Source organism: Streptomyces sp. bgisy027 (assembly GCF_057710365.1).
Genome location: NZ_JBYIVZ010000006.1, coordinates 207,400 through 222,622 on the forward strand (window position 1 = coordinate 207,400; position 15,223 = coordinate 222,622).

General features: G+C 72.2%; 12 protein-coding genes. 7 read left to right on the forward strand and 5 right to left on the reverse strand.

Annotation, left to right across the window (positions count from 1 at the left end; translation table 11 throughout):
• The first annotated feature begins 13 nt into the window (after positions 1-13).
• From AC3ETA_RS08885 to AC3ETA_RS08900, 4 genes are all read left to right on the forward strand, one after another.
• A complete protein-coding gene (locus tag AC3ETA_RS08885; RefSeq protein ID WP_432192255.1) occupies positions 14-268 on the forward strand; it encodes a lasso peptide biosynthesis PqqD family chaperone in 255 nt (84 codons plus the stop codon).
• The gene (locus AC3ETA_RS08890) at positions 265-690 is read left to right on the forward strand and encodes a lasso peptide biosynthesis B2 protein (protein ID WP_432192256.1); all 426 of its coding nucleotides are present in this window, start codon (positions 265-267) and stop codon (positions 688-690) included. The genes AC3ETA_RS08885 and AC3ETA_RS08890 overlap by 4 nt, the downstream gene beginning before the upstream one ends.
• Positions 687-2,558 (forward strand): ABC transporter ATP-binding protein, encoded by a 1,872-nt coding sequence (locus AC3ETA_RS08895; protein ID WP_432192257.1) that lies wholly within the window; start codon positions 687-689, stop codon positions 2,556-2,558. The genes AC3ETA_RS08890 and AC3ETA_RS08895 overlap by 4 nt, the downstream gene beginning before the upstream one ends.
• A 134-nt stretch (positions 2,559-2,692) precedes the next feature.
• The gene (locus AC3ETA_RS08900; protein WP_432192258.1) at positions 2,693-5,245 is read left to right on the forward strand and encodes an ATP-dependent Clp protease ATP-binding subunit; all 2,553 of its coding nucleotides are present in this window, start codon (positions 2,693-2,695) and stop codon (positions 5,243-5,245) included.
• Positions 5,246-5,257: 12 nt separating this feature from the next.
• On the opposite strand, the gene ggt is transcribed toward AC3ETA_RS08900, so the two are convergent.
• Positions 5,258-7,057 (reverse strand): gamma-glutamyltransferase, encoded by a 1,800-nt coding sequence (gene ggt, locus AC3ETA_RS08905; RefSeq protein ID WP_432192259.1) that lies wholly within the window; start codon positions 7,055-7,057, stop codon positions 5,258-5,260.
• A 118-nt stretch (positions 7,058-7,175) separates the two neighbouring features.
• Between ggt and AC3ETA_RS08910 the strand changes: the two genes are divergently transcribed.
• Together AC3ETA_RS08910 and AC3ETA_RS08915 are read left to right on the forward strand one after the other, a co-directional pair.
• Positions 7,176-7,934 (forward strand): hypothetical protein, encoded by a 759-nt coding sequence (locus tag AC3ETA_RS08910; protein WP_432192260.1) that lies wholly within the window; start codon positions 7,176-7,178, stop codon positions 7,932-7,934.
• A 116-nt stretch (positions 7,935-8,050) separates the two neighbouring features.
• Entirely contained in the window at positions 8,051-9,619 is a 1,569-nt protein-coding gene (locus AC3ETA_RS08915) for an alpha/beta fold hydrolase (RefSeq protein ID WP_432192261.1), read from the forward strand.
• A gap of 395 nt (positions 9,620-10,014) precedes the next feature.
• Here the strand turns inward: AC3ETA_RS08915 and AC3ETA_RS08920 are convergent, their stop codons facing one another.
• Positions 10,015-10,422: a DUF6278 family protein gene (locus tag AC3ETA_RS08920; protein WP_432192262.1), complete on the reverse strand. Its 408-nt coding sequence runs from the start codon at positions 10,420-10,422 to the stop codon at positions 10,015-10,017.
• Positions 10,423-10,635: 213 nt separating this feature from the next.
• Between AC3ETA_RS08920 and AC3ETA_RS08925 the strand changes: the two genes are divergently transcribed.
• Positions 10,636-12,402 carry an SGNH/GDSL hydrolase family protein gene (locus AC3ETA_RS08925; RefSeq protein WP_432192263.1) on the forward strand — a complete coding sequence of 589 codons (1,767 nt, stop codon included), beginning with the start codon at positions 10,636-10,638 and terminating at the stop codon, positions 12,400-12,402.
• Positions 12,403-12,417: 15 nt separating this feature from the next.
• Here AC3ETA_RS08925 and AC3ETA_RS08930 read toward each other — a convergent pair whose 3' ends face one another.
• From AC3ETA_RS08930 to pcaDC, 3 genes are read right to left on the reverse strand one after another with little or no spacing between them, the layout of a single operon-like run.
• The gene (locus tag AC3ETA_RS08930; RefSeq protein ID WP_432192264.1) at positions 12,418-13,197 is read right to left on the reverse strand and encodes an exodeoxyribonuclease III; all 780 of its coding nucleotides are present in this window, start codon (positions 13,195-13,197) and stop codon (positions 12,418-12,420) included.
• Positions 13,198-13,253: 56 nt separating this feature from the next.
• On the reverse strand, positions 13,254-13,889 hold the full coding sequence (locus AC3ETA_RS08935) for an MBL fold metallo-hydrolase (RefSeq protein WP_432192265.1): 636 nt from the start codon (positions 13,887-13,889) through the stop codon (positions 13,254-13,256).
• A gap of 33 nt (positions 13,890-13,922) precedes the next feature.
• Positions 13,923-15,221 (reverse strand): bifunctional 3-oxoadipate enol-lactonase/4-carboxymuconolactone decarboxylase PcaDC, encoded by a 1,299-nt coding sequence (gene pcaDC, locus AC3ETA_RS08940; protein ID WP_432192266.1) that lies wholly within the window; start codon positions 15,219-15,221, stop codon positions 13,923-13,925.
• Positions 15,222-15,223: the final 2 nt, after the last annotated feature.

Here is a 15,223-nt window from a genome sequence, read left to right on the forward strand (position 1 = left end):
GAAAGGCGAGCGCATGCCCTTGAGGTTCGACGCACACGTCGCCACGGCCGAGACCGACTACGGCACCGTCCTGCTGGACGAACGGGCCGGTACCTACTGGGAGTTGAACCCGACCGCCACCCTCGTGGTCCGCACCCTGCTCGACGGCGGCGAGGAGGCGGACGCGACCGCCGCCCTGGTCCGCGAGTTCGACATCGACCGGGCGCAGGCCCAGCGGGACGTCGAAGCGCTCGTCGGGCAGTTGCGCGAGGCGGGCCTGGCCTCATGACGACGCCCAGCGCGCTGGAACGCCCCACCGGCGTGCCCCTCGGCCGCCGCCTCGCCGCCCGCCTGGTCCTGCTGCCCGCCGTCGCACTCGCCCTGCTGCCGCCCCGCCGCATCCGCGCCGTCCTCGGTGTCGTACGCCGCGGGGCCGCACCCGCAACCGCAGCGCGGGCCCAGCAGGCGAGGGACGCGATGTGCGCCGTCAGCCTGCGCTGCACCGGGCCGAAAGGGTGCCTGCCGCGTTCCCTGGGGGCCGCGCTGCTGTGCCGGCTCCGGGGGACCTGGCCGACGTGGTGCGCCGGGGTCCGTGTCGTCCCGCCCTTCGGCGCGCACGCCTGGATCGAGGCGGAGGGCCGGCCCGTCGGCGAGGACGTACCCGACGGCTACCTCGCCCGGCTGGTCGCCGTCGAGCCGGCCGAGCGATGAGCGGTGGCACGGCGCCGGATGCCGGGCCGGCGGCCGGCACCGCGGTCGCGGACGGCGGGCAGGAAGAGCCCCCTGCCGAGGACAGGTCGACCCGCGCGGCCGTGGCCACGCTGTACCGGCTCACCGCCGGGCACCGGACGGCCGTCGCCGTGGCCACCGCACTGACGCTGGCCGGCTCCGCCCTGGGGCTGGCCCAGCCGCTCGTGGCCCGCCAGGCGGTGGACGCGAGCGGCCGCGGACAGGTCGTGTGGCCGCTGCTGGCGCTCCTCGGCGCGCTGTTCCTGGTGGAGGCGGCGATCGGGTCGACGGGGCGCTTCCTGCTGGAGCGGATCGGCGAGGGCGTCGTACGCGGGCTCCGCACGAGCCTGGTGGGACGCCTGCTGCGCCTGGAGATGCGCGAGTACGACCGCCACCGCAACGGTGACCTCATCGCCCGGGTCACCACCGACACCACCCTCCTGCGCGAGGTCGTCTCGCAGGCTCTCGTCGACCTGGTGACCGGAAGCCTCGTCGCCGTCGGAGCGCTGATCCTGATGGCCTGGCTCGACCCGCTGCTGCTGCTTCTGGTCACGCTGACCGTGGCCGTCGCCACCGCCGTCGTCGCCTCGCTGCTCCAGGGCATCCGCAGGGCCTCCGAGCGCATGCAGGACTCCGTCGGCGCCGTCGCCGCCGATCTGGAACGGGCCCTGGGCGCCCTGCCCATGGTCCGGGTGCACCGCGCCGAGGAACGCGAGGCGGCCAGGATCGGGGCCCGGGTCGACGAGGCGTACGACGCGGGAGTACGCACCGCGAAACTCGCGTCCGTGATGAGCCCCGCCGTCGAACTCGCCGTCCAGGGCTCCTTCCTCGTCGTCCTGGTCGTCGGGGGCCTGCGCGTCGGCGGTCACGCGGGCTCCCTCGGCGACCTCGTCGCGTTCCTGCTGTACGCCTCGTACCTCGTCCTGCCGCTGTCCTCCGTGTTCCACGCGGTGAGCCTGATCCAGCGCGGCATGGGCGCCCACCGACGCGTCGAGCAGGCGCTGCGGCTGCCCGTGGAGCGCACGGGGCCGTCGGTCGCGCGGTCCCGGCCCGTGCCGTCCGCCCCCGCCGAGCGGCCCGTGCTCGCGCTGCACGACGTCGGCTTCGGCTACACCCCGGGCCGGCCGGTGCTGTCCGGCGTCTCCTTCACCGTCCCCCACCGCCGGCACGTCGCCCTCGTGGGCCCCTCGGGAGCCGGCAAGAGCACCGTCTTCGCGCTGGTGGCGGGATTCCACGAACCGGACGCCGGAGCCGTGCTGTTCGACGGTCTGCCCGCCGCGGAACTCGGCCGTGACGCCTGCCGCCGGCGCATCGCCATGGTCGACCAGAACACCCATGTCGTGCACGGCACCCTGCGGGAGAACGTCACCTACGCCGTGCCCGACGCCCCGGAGGCGGAGATCCGGCGGGTCCTCGCACTGGCCCGGCTGGAGGAACTCGTCGACCGGCTGCCCGAAGGACTGGACACCGTCGTCGGAGAACGCGGCAGCACCCTCTCCGGCGGCGAACGTCAACGCGTCGCCCTGGCCCGGGCCTTGCTCGCCCGCCCCGCGCTGCTGCTCCTGGACGAGCCCACCTCCCACCTCGACGCGATCAACGAGGCGGCGCTGACCACGGTGATGAAGGACGTCGCCCAGGAATGCGCCCTGCTGGTCATCGCCCACCGGCTGTCCACCGTGCAGCACGCCGACCGCATCGTCGTGCTCGACCGGGGCCGCAGCACCTCCTGCGGGAGCCACGAGGACCTGCTGGCCCGTGATCCCCTCTACCGCGACCTGGCCACGAGCCAGATGCTGCGCCCCGGCGGCGCACCGTCCGCGGACCGCGGCGGCCCTCGGGCGAACGGCTGAGGCGTTCCTGCACATGCCCCCTGAGCCAGAACGTGCCATCGTGGCATGAGCGAGCCCGAACCGGGTTACCCGACTCCGGCACGTCGATCAGCGAGGGCGACCCTGCCCGCGCAGGGAAGCCGGATGGGAACGCCATGAGCAGCGGCTTCAGTGGTCCCGAGGACTACGACCCCTTCGGAGAATTCCTCGCCCGCTTCTTCGGCGGACCGCGCCCCGGCCCGCGCCAGATCGACATCGGGCGGCTGCTCAGTCAGCCCGCCCGCGAGCTGGTGCGCGGCGCCGCGCAGTACGCCGCCGAGCACGGCAGCCGGGACCTGGACACCCAGCATCTGCTGCGCGCCGCGCTGTCCGCCGAGCCGACCCGCAGTCTGCTCAGCCGGGCGGGCGCGGATCCCGACTCGCTGGCGACGGAGATCGACGAGCGCTCGGGCCCGACCCAGCACCCGCCGGGCGAGGGTCCGCCACCGACCTCGCTGTCCCTGACACCGGCCGCCAAGCGCGCCCTGCTGGACGCGCACGACCTGGCCAGGGCCCGGGGAGCCGGTTACATCGGCCCGGAGCACGTGCTCAGCGCCCTCGCCGCGAACCCCGACTCGGCGGCCGGGCACATCCTGAACGCGGCCCGGTTCGGCCCCACCGGCATGCCGCCCGAGGCGCCGGACGCGACGCAGTCCCGCCCCATCGCCGACCAGCGGCCCCGCGTCGACACCGGCACGCCCACCCTCGACAAGTACGGCCGCGACCTCACCGACCTCGCCCGCCAGGGCCGTATCGACCCGGTGATCGGCCGGGACGGGGAGATCGAGCAGACCGTCGAGGTGCTGTCCCGGCGGGGCAAGAACAACCCGGTGCTGATCGGTGACGCGGGCGTGGGCAAGACCGCGATCGTGGAGGGCCTGGCCCAGCGGATCGCCGACGGCGACGTGCCGGACGTGCTCAGCGGCCGCCGGGTGGTCGCGCTCGACCTGACGGGCGTGGTCGCCGGCACCCGCTACCGGGGCGACTTCGAGGAACGGCTGACCAACATCGTCGACGAGATCCGGGCGAACTCCGACCGGCTGATCGTCTTCATCGACGAGTTGCACACCGTCGTGGGCGCCGGGGGCGGCGGCGAGGGCGGGTCCATGGACGCCGGGAACATCCTCAAGCCGGCGCTCGCCCGCGGCGAACTGCACGTGGTCGGCGCCACCACGCTGGAGGAGTACCGGCGGATCGAGAAGGACGCGGCGCTCTCGCGCCGCTTCCAGCCGATCCTGGTCCCCGAGCCGACCACCGCCGACGCCATCGAGATCCTGCGCGGCCTGCGCGACCGCTACGAGGCCCACCACCAGGTCCGCTACAGCGACGAGGCGCTGGTGGCCGCCGTGGAGCTGTCCGACCGCTATCTCACCGACCGCCGGCTCCCCGACAAGGCCATCGACCTGATCGACCAGGCGGGTGCCCGGGTACGGCTGCGCGCGCGGACCAAGGGCACGGACGTACGGGCCATGGAACGCGAGGTCGAGCAGCTGACCCGGGACAAGGACCAGGCCGTCGCCGACGAGAGCTATGAGCAGGCGACCCAGCTGCGGGACCGTATCGTCGAGTTGAGGAAGCGCATCGCGGACGCCTCCGGGAACGAGGAGGTCGACGAGGGCATCGACCTGGAGGTCACCGCCGAGGCCATCGCCGAGGTGGTGTCGCGGCAGACCGGCATCCCGGTGAGCAGCCTCACCGAGGAGGAGAAGGACCGCCTGCTCGGCCTGGAGGATCATCTGCACGAACGGGTCGTCGGGCAGGACGAGGCGGTGCGCGTGGTGTCCGACGCGGTGCTGCGCTCGCGGGCCGGACTGGCGAGCCCCGACCGGCCGATCGGCAGCTTCCTCTTCCTCGGCCCGACCGGCGTCGGCAAGACCGAACTGGCGCGGGCGCTGGCCGAGTCGCTGTTCGGCAGCGAGGAGCGCATGGTGCGCCTGGACATGAGCGAGTACCAGGAACGGCACACCGTGAGCCAGCTGATCGGCGCCCCGCCCGGCTACGTCGGTCACGAGGAGGCCGGCCAGCTCACCGAGGTGGTGCGGCGGCACCCGTACTCGCTGCTGCTGCTCGACGAGATCGAGAAGGCGCACCCGGACGTCTTCAACATCCTGCTCCAGGTGCTGGACGACGGCAGGCTGACCGACTCCCAGGGCCGCACGGTGGACTTCACCAACGCGGTCATCGTGATGACGAGCAACCTCGGCTCGGAGGCGATCGGCCGGGGCGGCGCCGGGATCGGGTTCGGTTCGGGCGACGCGGAGGCCGACGAGGAGGCGCGCAACGAGCGGATCCTGCGGCCGCTGCGCCAGCAGTTCCGGCCCGAGTTCCTCAACCGCATCGACGAGATCGTCGTGTTCCGCCGGCTGACCCCCGAACAGCTGGAACGGATCACCAATCTGCTGCTGGACCGGACCCGTCGGCTGCTGCACGCGCAGGGCGTCGAGGTCGAGTTCACCGGCGCGGCGGTCGACTGGCTCTCCGAGCGCGGCTACCAGCCGGAGTACGGTGCCCGCCCGCTGCGCCGCACCATTCAGAAAGAGGTCGACAACCAGCTGTCCCGGCTGCTCCTGGACGGCCGGATCGGCGAGGGCGGCCGGGTCACGGTAGACGTGGCGGACGGGCAGCTCGCCTTCCGCACGGAAGACCTGCCGCCCGCCCCCGAGTTGTGAGCCGAGCCGGGGCTACGGCGCCGGCCGCACCACCATCGCCGAGCCGCCGCCGCGCCGTACCTTCTCGGCGGCCGCGAGCCACTTCCCGTTCGGCAGTCGCTGTACGCCGGTGGCCGCGCCGATCTCCGGGTTGAGCCGGAAGCCGTGCCCGACGGCCTCCAGCCGCGCCCGCAACGGGCTCTCGTACAGGCCGGGTTCGAGCTCGGTCGTCGCCTGGTTGCGCTGGCTGGCGCGCGGCGCGGCGATCGCCTCGACCAGCGGCAGGCCCCGGTCGAGGAAGCCGGTCAGGGTCTGGAGCACGGTGGTGATGATGGTGGCCCCGCCGGGCGAACCGAGTGCCACGACGGGCTTGTCGTGCCGGTCGAGGACGATCGTCGGCGACATGGACGAGCGCGGGCGCTTGCCGGGGCCCGGCAGGTTCGGGTCGTGCACGGCCGGGCTCGCCGGGGTGAAGGAGAAGTCCGTCAGCTCGTTGTTGAGCAGGAAGCCGCGGCCCGGGACGGTGATGCCGCTGCCGCCGGTCTGCTCGATGGTGAGGGTGTAGGAGACGACGTTGCCCCACTTGTCGGCCACGGTGAGGTGGGTGGTGCTGTCGCCCTCGTAGGTGGTCGGGGCGGCGGTGCCGCGCGCGTCGCAGGACGCCGGGTCACGCGGGTCGCCCGGCGCCACCGGGCTCGTCAGCACGGCGTCGTCCTTGATCAGGCACGCCCGGGAGTCGGCGTAGCGCTGCGACAGCAGCTCCTTCGTCGGTACGTCCTCGAAGGCGGGGTCACCGATCCAGCGCCCGCGGTCGGCGAAGGAGATACGGCTGGCCTCGATGTAGCGGTGGAGGTAGCGGACCTCGCTCGCCTTCGACAGGTCCGCCCTCTCCAGGATGTTGAGGGCCTCGCCGACGGTGGTGCCGCCGGAGGAGGAGGGCGCCATGGAGTACACGCCGAGACCGCGGTACGAGGTCTTCGAGGGCGCCTGGGACTTGGCCCGGTAGGCCGCCAGGTCCTTCGCGGTCAGGTCGCCGCGGCGGGCCTTCCAGCCGGAGGCCGGGTCCACGGGCGGGTTGTCGACGGTGTCGACGATGTCGTCGGCGAGGTCGCCCCGGTAGAACGCGCCGACGCCGTTGTCCGCCAGCTCGGCGTAGGTGCGGGCGAGGTCGGGGTTCTTGAAGGTGGAGCCGACGACCGGCAGGGCGCCGCCCGGCAGGAACAGCTTGGCGGTGTCCGGGAAGTAGCGGAACCGGGTCTCGTTGGCGGCGGTCTGCGCGCGGAAGGTTTCGTCGACCCGGAAGCCGTCGCGGGCGAGGCGCTCGGCGGGCTTCAGGACCGATCGGAGGCTCTTGCTCCCCCACCGGTCGAGCGCCTTCTGCCAGGTGGCGGGGGTGCCCGGGGTGCCGACGCCGAGGCCGCTGCTGACGGCCTCGGCGAACGGGATCGCGGTGCCGTTCTCCGTGAACAGGTCCGAGTCGGCGCTCAGCGGCGCGGTCTCCCGGCCGTCGATGGTGCGCACGGTGCGGGACCGGGCGTCGTAGTGGACGAAGTAGCCGCCTCCGCCGACGCCGGCGGAGTAGGGCTCGGTGACGCCGAGCGCGGCGGCGGTGGCGACGGCGGCGTCGACGGCGTTGCCGCCCTTGCGCAGGACCTCGATGCCGGCGGCGGAGGCATCGGCGTCGACGCTGGAGACGGCTCCGCCGTAGCCGACGGCCACGGGAACCTTCTCGACGGCGTGGGTGCCGGAGCCGGGCGGCGCCGCCGCTCCCACCGACACCACGGCGACCGAGATCGCCAGGACCGACAGTTTCCGCGCGACAGGGCGACGCATCCGCACCTCCAGTCAGGGACCGTTCGCGCAGCCTATTCGATCGGCATGCCCGCGTCAGCCTGCCCTCACCGCCTTTCCTCGAACGTGGGTTTGCGTTCGCCCGCTAGCATGCGCGCCCATGAATGACGACGTACGCAACATCGTCCTGGGCGTGGTCGCGGCCGGTGTCAGTGCCGCGCTCGGCTGGCTCGCCCGCACCTATCTGTGGAAGCGCAGGCTGCGCCGCAAGCAGGCCTTCTTCGGGCTGCCCGACAACGCCGAGTCCTTGCTGGTGGTCAACCGCGGGGCCGGCGGGCCCGAGCTGACGGTGATGCGCTACGACGTGTTCGCGCTGCTCGAACTGGCCGCCCTGATCAAGGACTGCAACGCCCACGCCCAGATAATCCCGCACGACGCGGCCCGCCAGGGCTTCGGCGAGCGCACCGAGTTCTGTGTCGGCGGCCCGGCGTCGAACCGGCGGATGGCGGCGCATCTGGGCTCGCTGCTGCCGGGTGTGCTGGTGAACGTGGACTCCGAACCCGGCCCGGACCGGGGGGCGTTCCAGGTCGGTTCCGAGCGCTACCGGCTGGAGGTCGGCAAGGAGGAGTACGCGCTCCTCGCCCGGCTCACCGTCGGCGAGAGTCAAGGCCCGCGCCCCGTCTTCCTGTTCTGCGGACAGACCGCCATCACCAACCAGGCGGCCACCCGTTACCTCGCCCGCAACCACGAGCGGTTGTCCCGCAAGCACGGCAACGGCACCTTCGCCCTGCTGCTGAAGGTGGTCAACTCGCAGGCGTACGGCCCGGACGTGGTGGAGCTGGTCGCCGATGTCACACGCGCCGCGCAGACCCCCTTGCCGACACCCGCGGCTCCGCGCAACAGCCACCGTGCCTCCTGAGGTCCGCCACATTCCACATATCGTTACTGGCACGTAACTTACTGACGGGTTACTTGCGGTAAGGGGCCACGGTTACCGTCGGGTCACTTTGCACTGACACGAGTGAGGAGTGACCCGTGGGACAGCACAGCAAGGCCCTGCGTACGACCGCCGTGGGCGCCGTATCCGCGACTCTGGTCGCCGGTAGCGCCCTCGGGCTCGCCCCCGCGGCCCAAGCGGCCCCGAACAGCGTCCGCTTCGTCGACATCAGCGGCGACGGCGGGACGACCCTCAAGGCGAACGTCGTCACACCGGCCGGCGCCGACGGCACACATCGCCACCCGCTGCTCGTCATGCCCACGAGCTGGGGCCTGCCCCAGGTCGAGTACTTCGCACAGGCCCAGAAGCTCGCGAACTCGGGCTACGTCGTCGTCAGTTACAACGTGCGGGGCTTCTGGCAGTCCGGTGGCGAGATAGAAGTGGCCGGGCCTCCCGACATAGCCGACGCGTCCAAGGTCATCGACTGGGCGCTCGCCAACACCCCGGCCGACAAACGGCAGATCGGCATGGCGGGCGTCTCGTACGGCGCCGGCATCAGCCTGCTGGCCGCGGCACACGACAAGCGGGTCAGGGCGGTCGCCGCGCTCAGCGGCTGGGCGGACCTCATCGACTCGATCTACTCGGGCCGCACCCAGCACGTGCAGGCGGCCGCACTGCTCGACGGCGCGAGCCTGGTCACCGGCCGCCAGAGCCCCGAGAACCGGCAGATCTTCAACGACTTCTACGCCTCCAACCTGTCCAAGGAACAGGACATGATCAATTGGGGGAAGAAACGTTCGGTCGCTACATACCTGGACCAACTCAACGACAGCGGCCCCGCGGTCATGATGGCCAACGCCTGGGGCGACACCATCTTCCCGCCCAACCAGTACGCGGACTTCTACGAGAAGCTCACCGGCCCCAAGCGCCTGGAGTTCCGCCCGGGCGACCACGCCACCGCCGAACTGACGGGGCTGTTCGGCCTGCCCAACGACGTGTGGACGGACACCGAGCGCTGGTTCGACCACTACCTCAAGGGCGAGGACAACGGCATCAACCGCGAGCTGCCGGTCCGGCTCAAGTCCCGGTCCGGCGGCGGCTACGAGGGCTACCCGGACTGGAAGTCGGTGGGCACGACCGGCAAGAAGATCTCCCTGGCGGGCACGACGACGATCCGCGCGAACGTCGACTCGGGAGCCAACGGCGGGGTCGTCTTCCTGTCCAGCATCCTCGACCAGGTGGCCCAGGTGCCCCCGATGGCCGCGATCCCGCTGCTGCCCCGCCGCTGGGCGGCCGTGTGGAAGTCGGAGAAGTACTCCTCGGCCCAACGCCTGCGCGGCACCTCGAAGTTGCACACCACCGTCACCCCGACCAAGGAGAGCGGCACCCTCGTCGCCTATCTGTACGACGTGGGCCCGCTCGGCCTCGGCAAGCTGGTCAGCAACGCGCCGTACACCTTCCACGGACAGACGCCCGGACAGCCGTTCGGTCTCGACCTGGAGCTGTACTCCACGTCCTACGACGTCCCGGCAGGGCACCGCCTCGCGTTGGTCGTCGACACGGTCGACCCGCTCTACATCGAGCACAACCCGTCCGGCGCGCGGCTGACCTTCTCCTCGCCGGCGAACGACCCGTCGTACGTGTCGATTCCACTGCGCGAACAGTGATCTCCGGCCGGCGCCGGACGGGTATGGCTCTGTGACTGCTGCCCCCTGCTGCCCCTGTCCCCAGGGGCCGTGGGGGGATCCCCACCCGGCAGCAGCGTCCCTGGTCGTGGGCGGGGCCACCGCCACGGCCTTGGGGACGGACGAAACATCGTAGTCGAGGTCCGACCCGGCGGGGTCGGAAGGGTTCACGGACCACGAAGCGACATGTCCCCCACATGGTTGTCGACGTCACGCGGCACGATCAGTGGATCGCCAGCCATGCCCAGCCCCAGTCCTGTTCACTACAGCGATGGCCGCAAACTATCTGGACAAGAGCTGACTTATTGCGCGACACGCACTTTTCAGACATAAGCCGTATTTACTTGGTGCTTATGCCGCGCCTCACGGCCGGGTGCTCACGCCTCCGCGACCTCCGCGTACAGCTGCGACAGCTCGGGCACTCCGCTCACGGCCCACTCCCGCCCCGAGGCGACGACGTCGAACTCCCGGCCGGACGCGAGGCGGACGACCGGCTGACCGTCCGGCCAGATCTCCCAGGCGGCCCCGGGCACGGTACGCACGATCACGGTGCCGAGATACAGCCCGGCGTCGTTGCCCAGCCAGGGCAGGATCTCCGCGTCGTCCCGCCAGCGCGGCACCATCTGGTCGAGCTCCTCCAACGAGGCCGCGGTGTCGTCGAGTTGGATCCCCGCCCGGGACGCGTGGGAACGCAGCAGTTCGCACTCGGAGAGCAGTTCGGCGATGCCCTCGGGGTCGAGGGCCCCGCGCTTCTCGTGCCGATGGCCAAGAAAAGGGATCTTCATACGCACAGCGTGTCATTCGCACGGCCGAACGCACCACAGGCGCGCGGACCGTCGATTCCGGTCGAGTTCACGCCGACTTGTGGCATGGCTCGTTGACGGGTCACGGGGGCCTCTCTAACTTCTCCGTGCGTCATGCGTCTCGTCGGAACGAACCGAACCTGTCATGCGCAGTCATACGCAGTCCTGAGCGGTCGTGAACGGGAGGAGTCGGCCGTGCGCCGATGTGTGTGGATCTCCGCGGTCGTCCTTGCCCTCTTCGCCGCCCTGGTGCCGGGTGTGTCCGCACACGCGTCCGGCGAGCGCAGAGCCGTGCCGCTCCCGCTGGAGCGGCTCTTCGACAACACGGCCGTCAGTGACGACGCCCGGCCCGCCGCAGCCGACTTCGACGGGTCGGGCGCCTCTTTGTCCGCACAGGACCTCGCCGCCGCCGGGTGGACGCCGGGCCGCGCGCTGACCGTGCAGCGCGCCCGGCTGACCTGGCCCGACCGGCAGCCGGGCGAGCCGGACAACGTCCTCGCCGCCGGGCAGGACGTGCGGGTGCGCGGCCAGGGCGACGCGCTCGCCTTCCTGGTGGCGGGCACGGCAGGGATCGACGTGGGCGGGGCGGGGACGGTGGTCTACGCCGACGGCGCCCGGTCCGGGTACCGGCTGACCGCGCCCGACTGGCGCACCGGCCCGCTCGCCACCAAGGCGGTCGCCCTGCCGCACATCAACACACCCGGCGGCCAACTCGCCGAGCGGGCACGGCTGTACGTCGTGACGGTGCCGATCGTGGCCGGGCACCAGGTCGCCTCCGTACGGCTGCCGCAGGCGGCCGGGCTGCATGTGTTCGCGGTGGCGGTGCGGGCACCGGCCGCGGGCTGGACGGGGAGTTGGGCCGCGGCGACGGGTGGCCATCCGGCCGTGGGACCGTGGACCGACCGGACGCTGCGCCTGGTGGTGCACACCTCGGCGGGCGGTCCGCGGGTGCGGCTGCGGTTCGACAACACCTTCGCGGCGGGGCCGGTGCGGATCGGTGGCGCCACCGTGGCGGTGCAGCAGTCGGGCGCCGCGGCGAAGGCGACGCCGGTCCGGGTGTCGTTCGGCGGCGCGGCGGGCGTGGAGATCCCGGCGGGCGCACAGGCGTACAGCGATCCGCTCGGCTTCGCCGTGCCCGCGGACACCAACCTGCTGGTGAGCTTCCATCTGCCGGGGACCGTGCCGGCCGCGCCCGTGCACCGGCTCGCGCAGCAGCGGTCGTACGTGAGCGAGCCGGGCGACCACACCGCCGACCTCGCCGCCTCCGCCTATCCGACCGTGCTGACCAGCTGGCCGCTGCTGACGGGCGTCGACGTGAGCGGCGGGCCGGGGTCCGTGGTGCTGCTGGGCGACTCGATCACCGACGGCGACAAGTCCACGCCGGATGCGAACCGGCGGTGGCCCAATGTGCTGGCCACCCGGCTGCTGAACCAGAGCGCGGTCCCGCGCTACGGGGTCCTCAACCAGGGAATCTCCGGAAACCGTGTGGTCTCCGACCGCTATCCCGGGGACGGCGTCTCCACCGACACGGCCGGCGTGAGCGCACTCCACCGGTTCGACCTGGATGTGCCGGCCCAGACGTCGGCGCGTACGGCCGTCGTGTTCGAGGGCATCAACGACGTGCGCTGGGACACGACCGCGGAGCGGGTGATCGCCGGGCTGCGCGAGATCGCGGACCGGGGGCATGCGCGGGGGCTGCGGATGCTGGCGGCGACGATCCTGCCGTGCGCGGGCGAGGCGCGCTGCACGGCCGCGGCCGACGCCGAGCGGGTCGAGATCAACGCCTGGATCCGCGGCGCCGGGGTGTACGACGGGGTGCTCGACTTCGACGCGGTCGTACGGGACCCGGCACAGCCCTCCCGGATGCTTCCCGCCTACGACAGCGGGGACCATCTGCACCCGGGAGACTCGGGGCTGGCCGCGATGGCCCGGTCGGTGGATCTGCGGGCGCTGGTCCCGTGACCACGGCCGGGTTTCTCAGACGTCCAGGTCCACGACCACCGGCGCGTGGTCCGAGGCGCCCTTGCCCTTGCGCTCCTCCCGGTCCACGTAGGAGTCGGTGACCGCCTTGGCGAACGGCTCGTTGCCGTAGACCAGGTCGATGCGCATGCCGCGGTTCTTGGGGAAGGCGAGCTGGCGGTAGTCCCAGTACGTGTAAGGGTGGTCGTACTTCAGGGGGCGCGGGACCACGTCGGACAGGCCGGACTCGCGCAGGGTGGCGAGGGCGGCGCGCTCGGCGGGGGTGACGTGGGTGAGGCCCTCGAAGGCGGCCACGTCGTGGACGTCGTCGTCCGTCGGCGCCACGTTGTAGTCGCCCAGCACCGCGAACGGGCGGCTGCCGCCCGCGTCGCCGGCGACGGCCGCCTTCAGAGCCTCGAACCACTGGAGCTTGTAGGCGTAGTGAGGGTGGTCCACTTCGCGGCCGTTCGGTACGTACACCGACCAGACGCGGACCGGGCCGCAGGTCGCGGAGATGGCCCGGGGCTCCTGCACACCGTCGTAGCCCGGGTCGCCCGGCAGGCCCTTGACGACGTCCTTGAGGCCGACGCGGGAGAGCACCGCCACGCCGTTCCACCGGCCGGTGGCGTTGACCGCCGCCTCGTAGCCGAGGTCGCGCAGCGGGTCGAACGGGAAGGCGTCCTCGGCGACCTTGGCCTCCTGGAGGCAGAGCACGTCGGTGCCGCTGCTCTCCAGCCAGGCCAGGAGCCTCGGCAGGCGTGCGGTGATCGAGTTCACGTTCCAGGTCGCGATGCGCATGTCTCACAACCTACCGGGCGGGACTGACAACCCGGCCCCGCCCGTGGTGGGGCCGGTCACAGCTGCGCGGAGTCCCCCGGCGTCAGGCGCAGGTGCTCCGAGCCGCCCAGGGCACCGATCTGGCGGTCGTAGATCGGCCGGGCCAGGTCGGTGAGAAGGGCGTCGTGGATGTCGTAGGCGCGCTGGGGCTTGACCTCGCGGACGTAGTCGATGACCTCCGCGATCTTGTTCCAGGGTGCCATCACCGGGAGCATCAGTGTCTCGACGGGGTGGTCGGGCACGGTGAGGGCGTCGCCGGGGTGGAACAGGCGCCCGCCGTCGACGAGGTAGCCGACGTTGGTGACGCGCGGGATGTCCGGGTGGATGACGGCGTGCAGCTCGCCGTGGACCTGGATGTCGAAGCCGGCGGCGGTGAAGGTGTCGCCGTGGCCGACGGTGTGCACACGGCCCGGGAACGCCGCCGAGATCTGCTCGGCGACGGACCTCAGCGTCCAGATCCGCGCGGCCGGGTCGGCCTCCATGGCCGCCCGCAGCCGCGCCTCGTCGAAGTGGTCGGGGTGCTCGTGTGTGACGAGGATCGCGTCCGCACCGACCGCGGCGTCCTCCTCGCTGAACCCGCCGGGGTCGAGAACGAGGCTCTGTCCGTCCTTCTCCAGGCGGACGCAGGAGTGCGACTTCTTCGTGAGCTTCATGGGTCCATCCTTGCGCGCACCCGTCCGGGATGCTCACTCCTGGGGAGTGGTCTCCTCCCTGATGACCCTCTGCGCGACCTTGAACGCGCTGTTCGCCGCCGGTACACCGCAGTACACCGCCGCCTGGAGCAGCACTTCCTTGATCTCGTCCGGGGTGAGGCCGTTGCGCAGGGCGGCGCGGGTGTGGAAGGCGAGTTCGTCCAGGTGGCCGCCCGCGACCAGGGCGGTGAGGGTGACACAGCTGCGGGAGCGCCGGTCGAGGCCGGGTCTGCCCCAGATCTCGCCCCACGCATAGCGGGTGATGAGCTCCTGGAAGTCCCCCGAGAAGTCGTCGGCCTGCGCCAGCGCCCGGTCGACGTGCGCGTCGCCGAGCACCTCGCGACGGACCTTGATCCCCGCGTCGTACGGATCCGCCCGCCCCGTCGTCTGCTGCGGTACGACGGCCGGGGCGATCTCGGCGATGGGCGCGGGCTGCGACGGCACGGGGGCCAGGACCGGCTTCGCGGAAGGGACGACGATGGCCATCTGGCCGGTCGTGGAGTCGTAGGCGGGCTGCCAGGCGGTGGAGAAGTGGCGGACCAGCAGGTCGGTGACGGCGGCGGGCTGCTCGACCGGGACGAGGTGGGAGGCGCCGGGGACCACGGCGAGCCGCGCGTCCGGTATGCCGGCGACCAGGGTGCGGGCCTCGGCGGGGCCGGTGACCTGGTCGTCGGAGCCTACGAGGACCAGCGTGGGCACCGCGACGCCCGCGAGCTGCGACCGTACGTCGAAAGAGGCGAGGGCCTCGCAGGCGGCGATGTAGCAGCCGGGGTCGGTGGTGCGCACCATCTGCACGGCCCACTCCGTGATGGCGGGCTGGGCGGCGGCGAAACCGTTGGTGAACCAACGGTCCGGCGAGGTGCGGGCGATGGGGTCGAGGCCGTTCGTGCGCACGATCACGCCGCGCTGCCGGAACTCGTCCGCCGTGCCGAAGCGCGGTGAGGCGGCGATCAGCGCGAGCGAGGCGATGCGCTCGGGGTGGCGCAGGGCGAGTTCCAGACCGAGGGCACCACCGAGCGCGCAGCCCGCGTAGCCGAAGCGCTGCACGCCGAGGCCGTCGAGGGTGACGAGGAGTCGCTCGGCGAGTTCGGTGACGGAGCCCGCCGGGTAGGCGGGTGCGCCGCCGTGTCCGGGCAGGTCGAACCGGAAGACCCGCCACTGCTGGGTCAGCTCCGGAACCTGCCGGTCCCACATGTGCCAGGTGGTACCGAGCGAGGGGCCCAGGATGAGGACCGGGGCATCTTCCGGGCCGTCGAAGCGGTACTGGAGGGCGGGGGTCTTCGTCTCACTCACCG

Bases quoted from the DNA above. Each gene is read 5' to 3' on its own strand.
- AC3ETA_RS08885 (WP_432192255.1), top strand. From the start codon at position 14: ATGCCCTTGAGGTTCGACGCACACGTCGCCACGGCCGAGACCGACTAC.
- AC3ETA_RS08890 (WP_432192256.1), top strand. From the start codon at position 265: ATGACGACGCCCAGCGCGCTGGAACGCCCCACCGGCGTGCCCCTCGGC.
- AC3ETA_RS08895 (WP_432192257.1), top strand. From the start codon at position 687: ATGAGCGGTGGCACGGCGCCGGATGCCGGGCCGGCGGCCGGCACCGCG.
- AC3ETA_RS08900 (WP_432192258.1), top strand. From the start codon at position 2,693: ATGAGCAGCGGCTTCAGTGGTCCCGAGGACTACGACCCCTTCGGAGAA.
- ggt (WP_432192259.1), bottom strand. From the start codon at position 7,057: ATGCGTCGCCCTGTCGCGCGGAAACTGTCGGTCCTGGCGATCTCGGTC.
- AC3ETA_RS08910 (WP_432192260.1), top strand. From the start codon at position 7,176: ATGAATGACGACGTACGCAACATCGTCCTGGGCGTGGTCGCGGCCGGT.
- AC3ETA_RS08920 (WP_432192262.1), bottom strand. From the start codon at position 10,422: ATGAAGATCCCTTTTCTTGGCCATCGGCACGAGAAGCGCGGGGCCCTC.
- AC3ETA_RS08930 (WP_432192264.1), bottom strand. From the start codon at position 13,197: ATGCGCATCGCGACCTGGAACGTGAACTCGATCACCGCACGCCTGCCG.
- AC3ETA_RS08935 (WP_432192265.1), bottom strand. From the start codon at position 13,889: ATGAAGCTCACGAAGAAGTCGCACTCCTGCGTCCGCCTGGAGAAGGAC.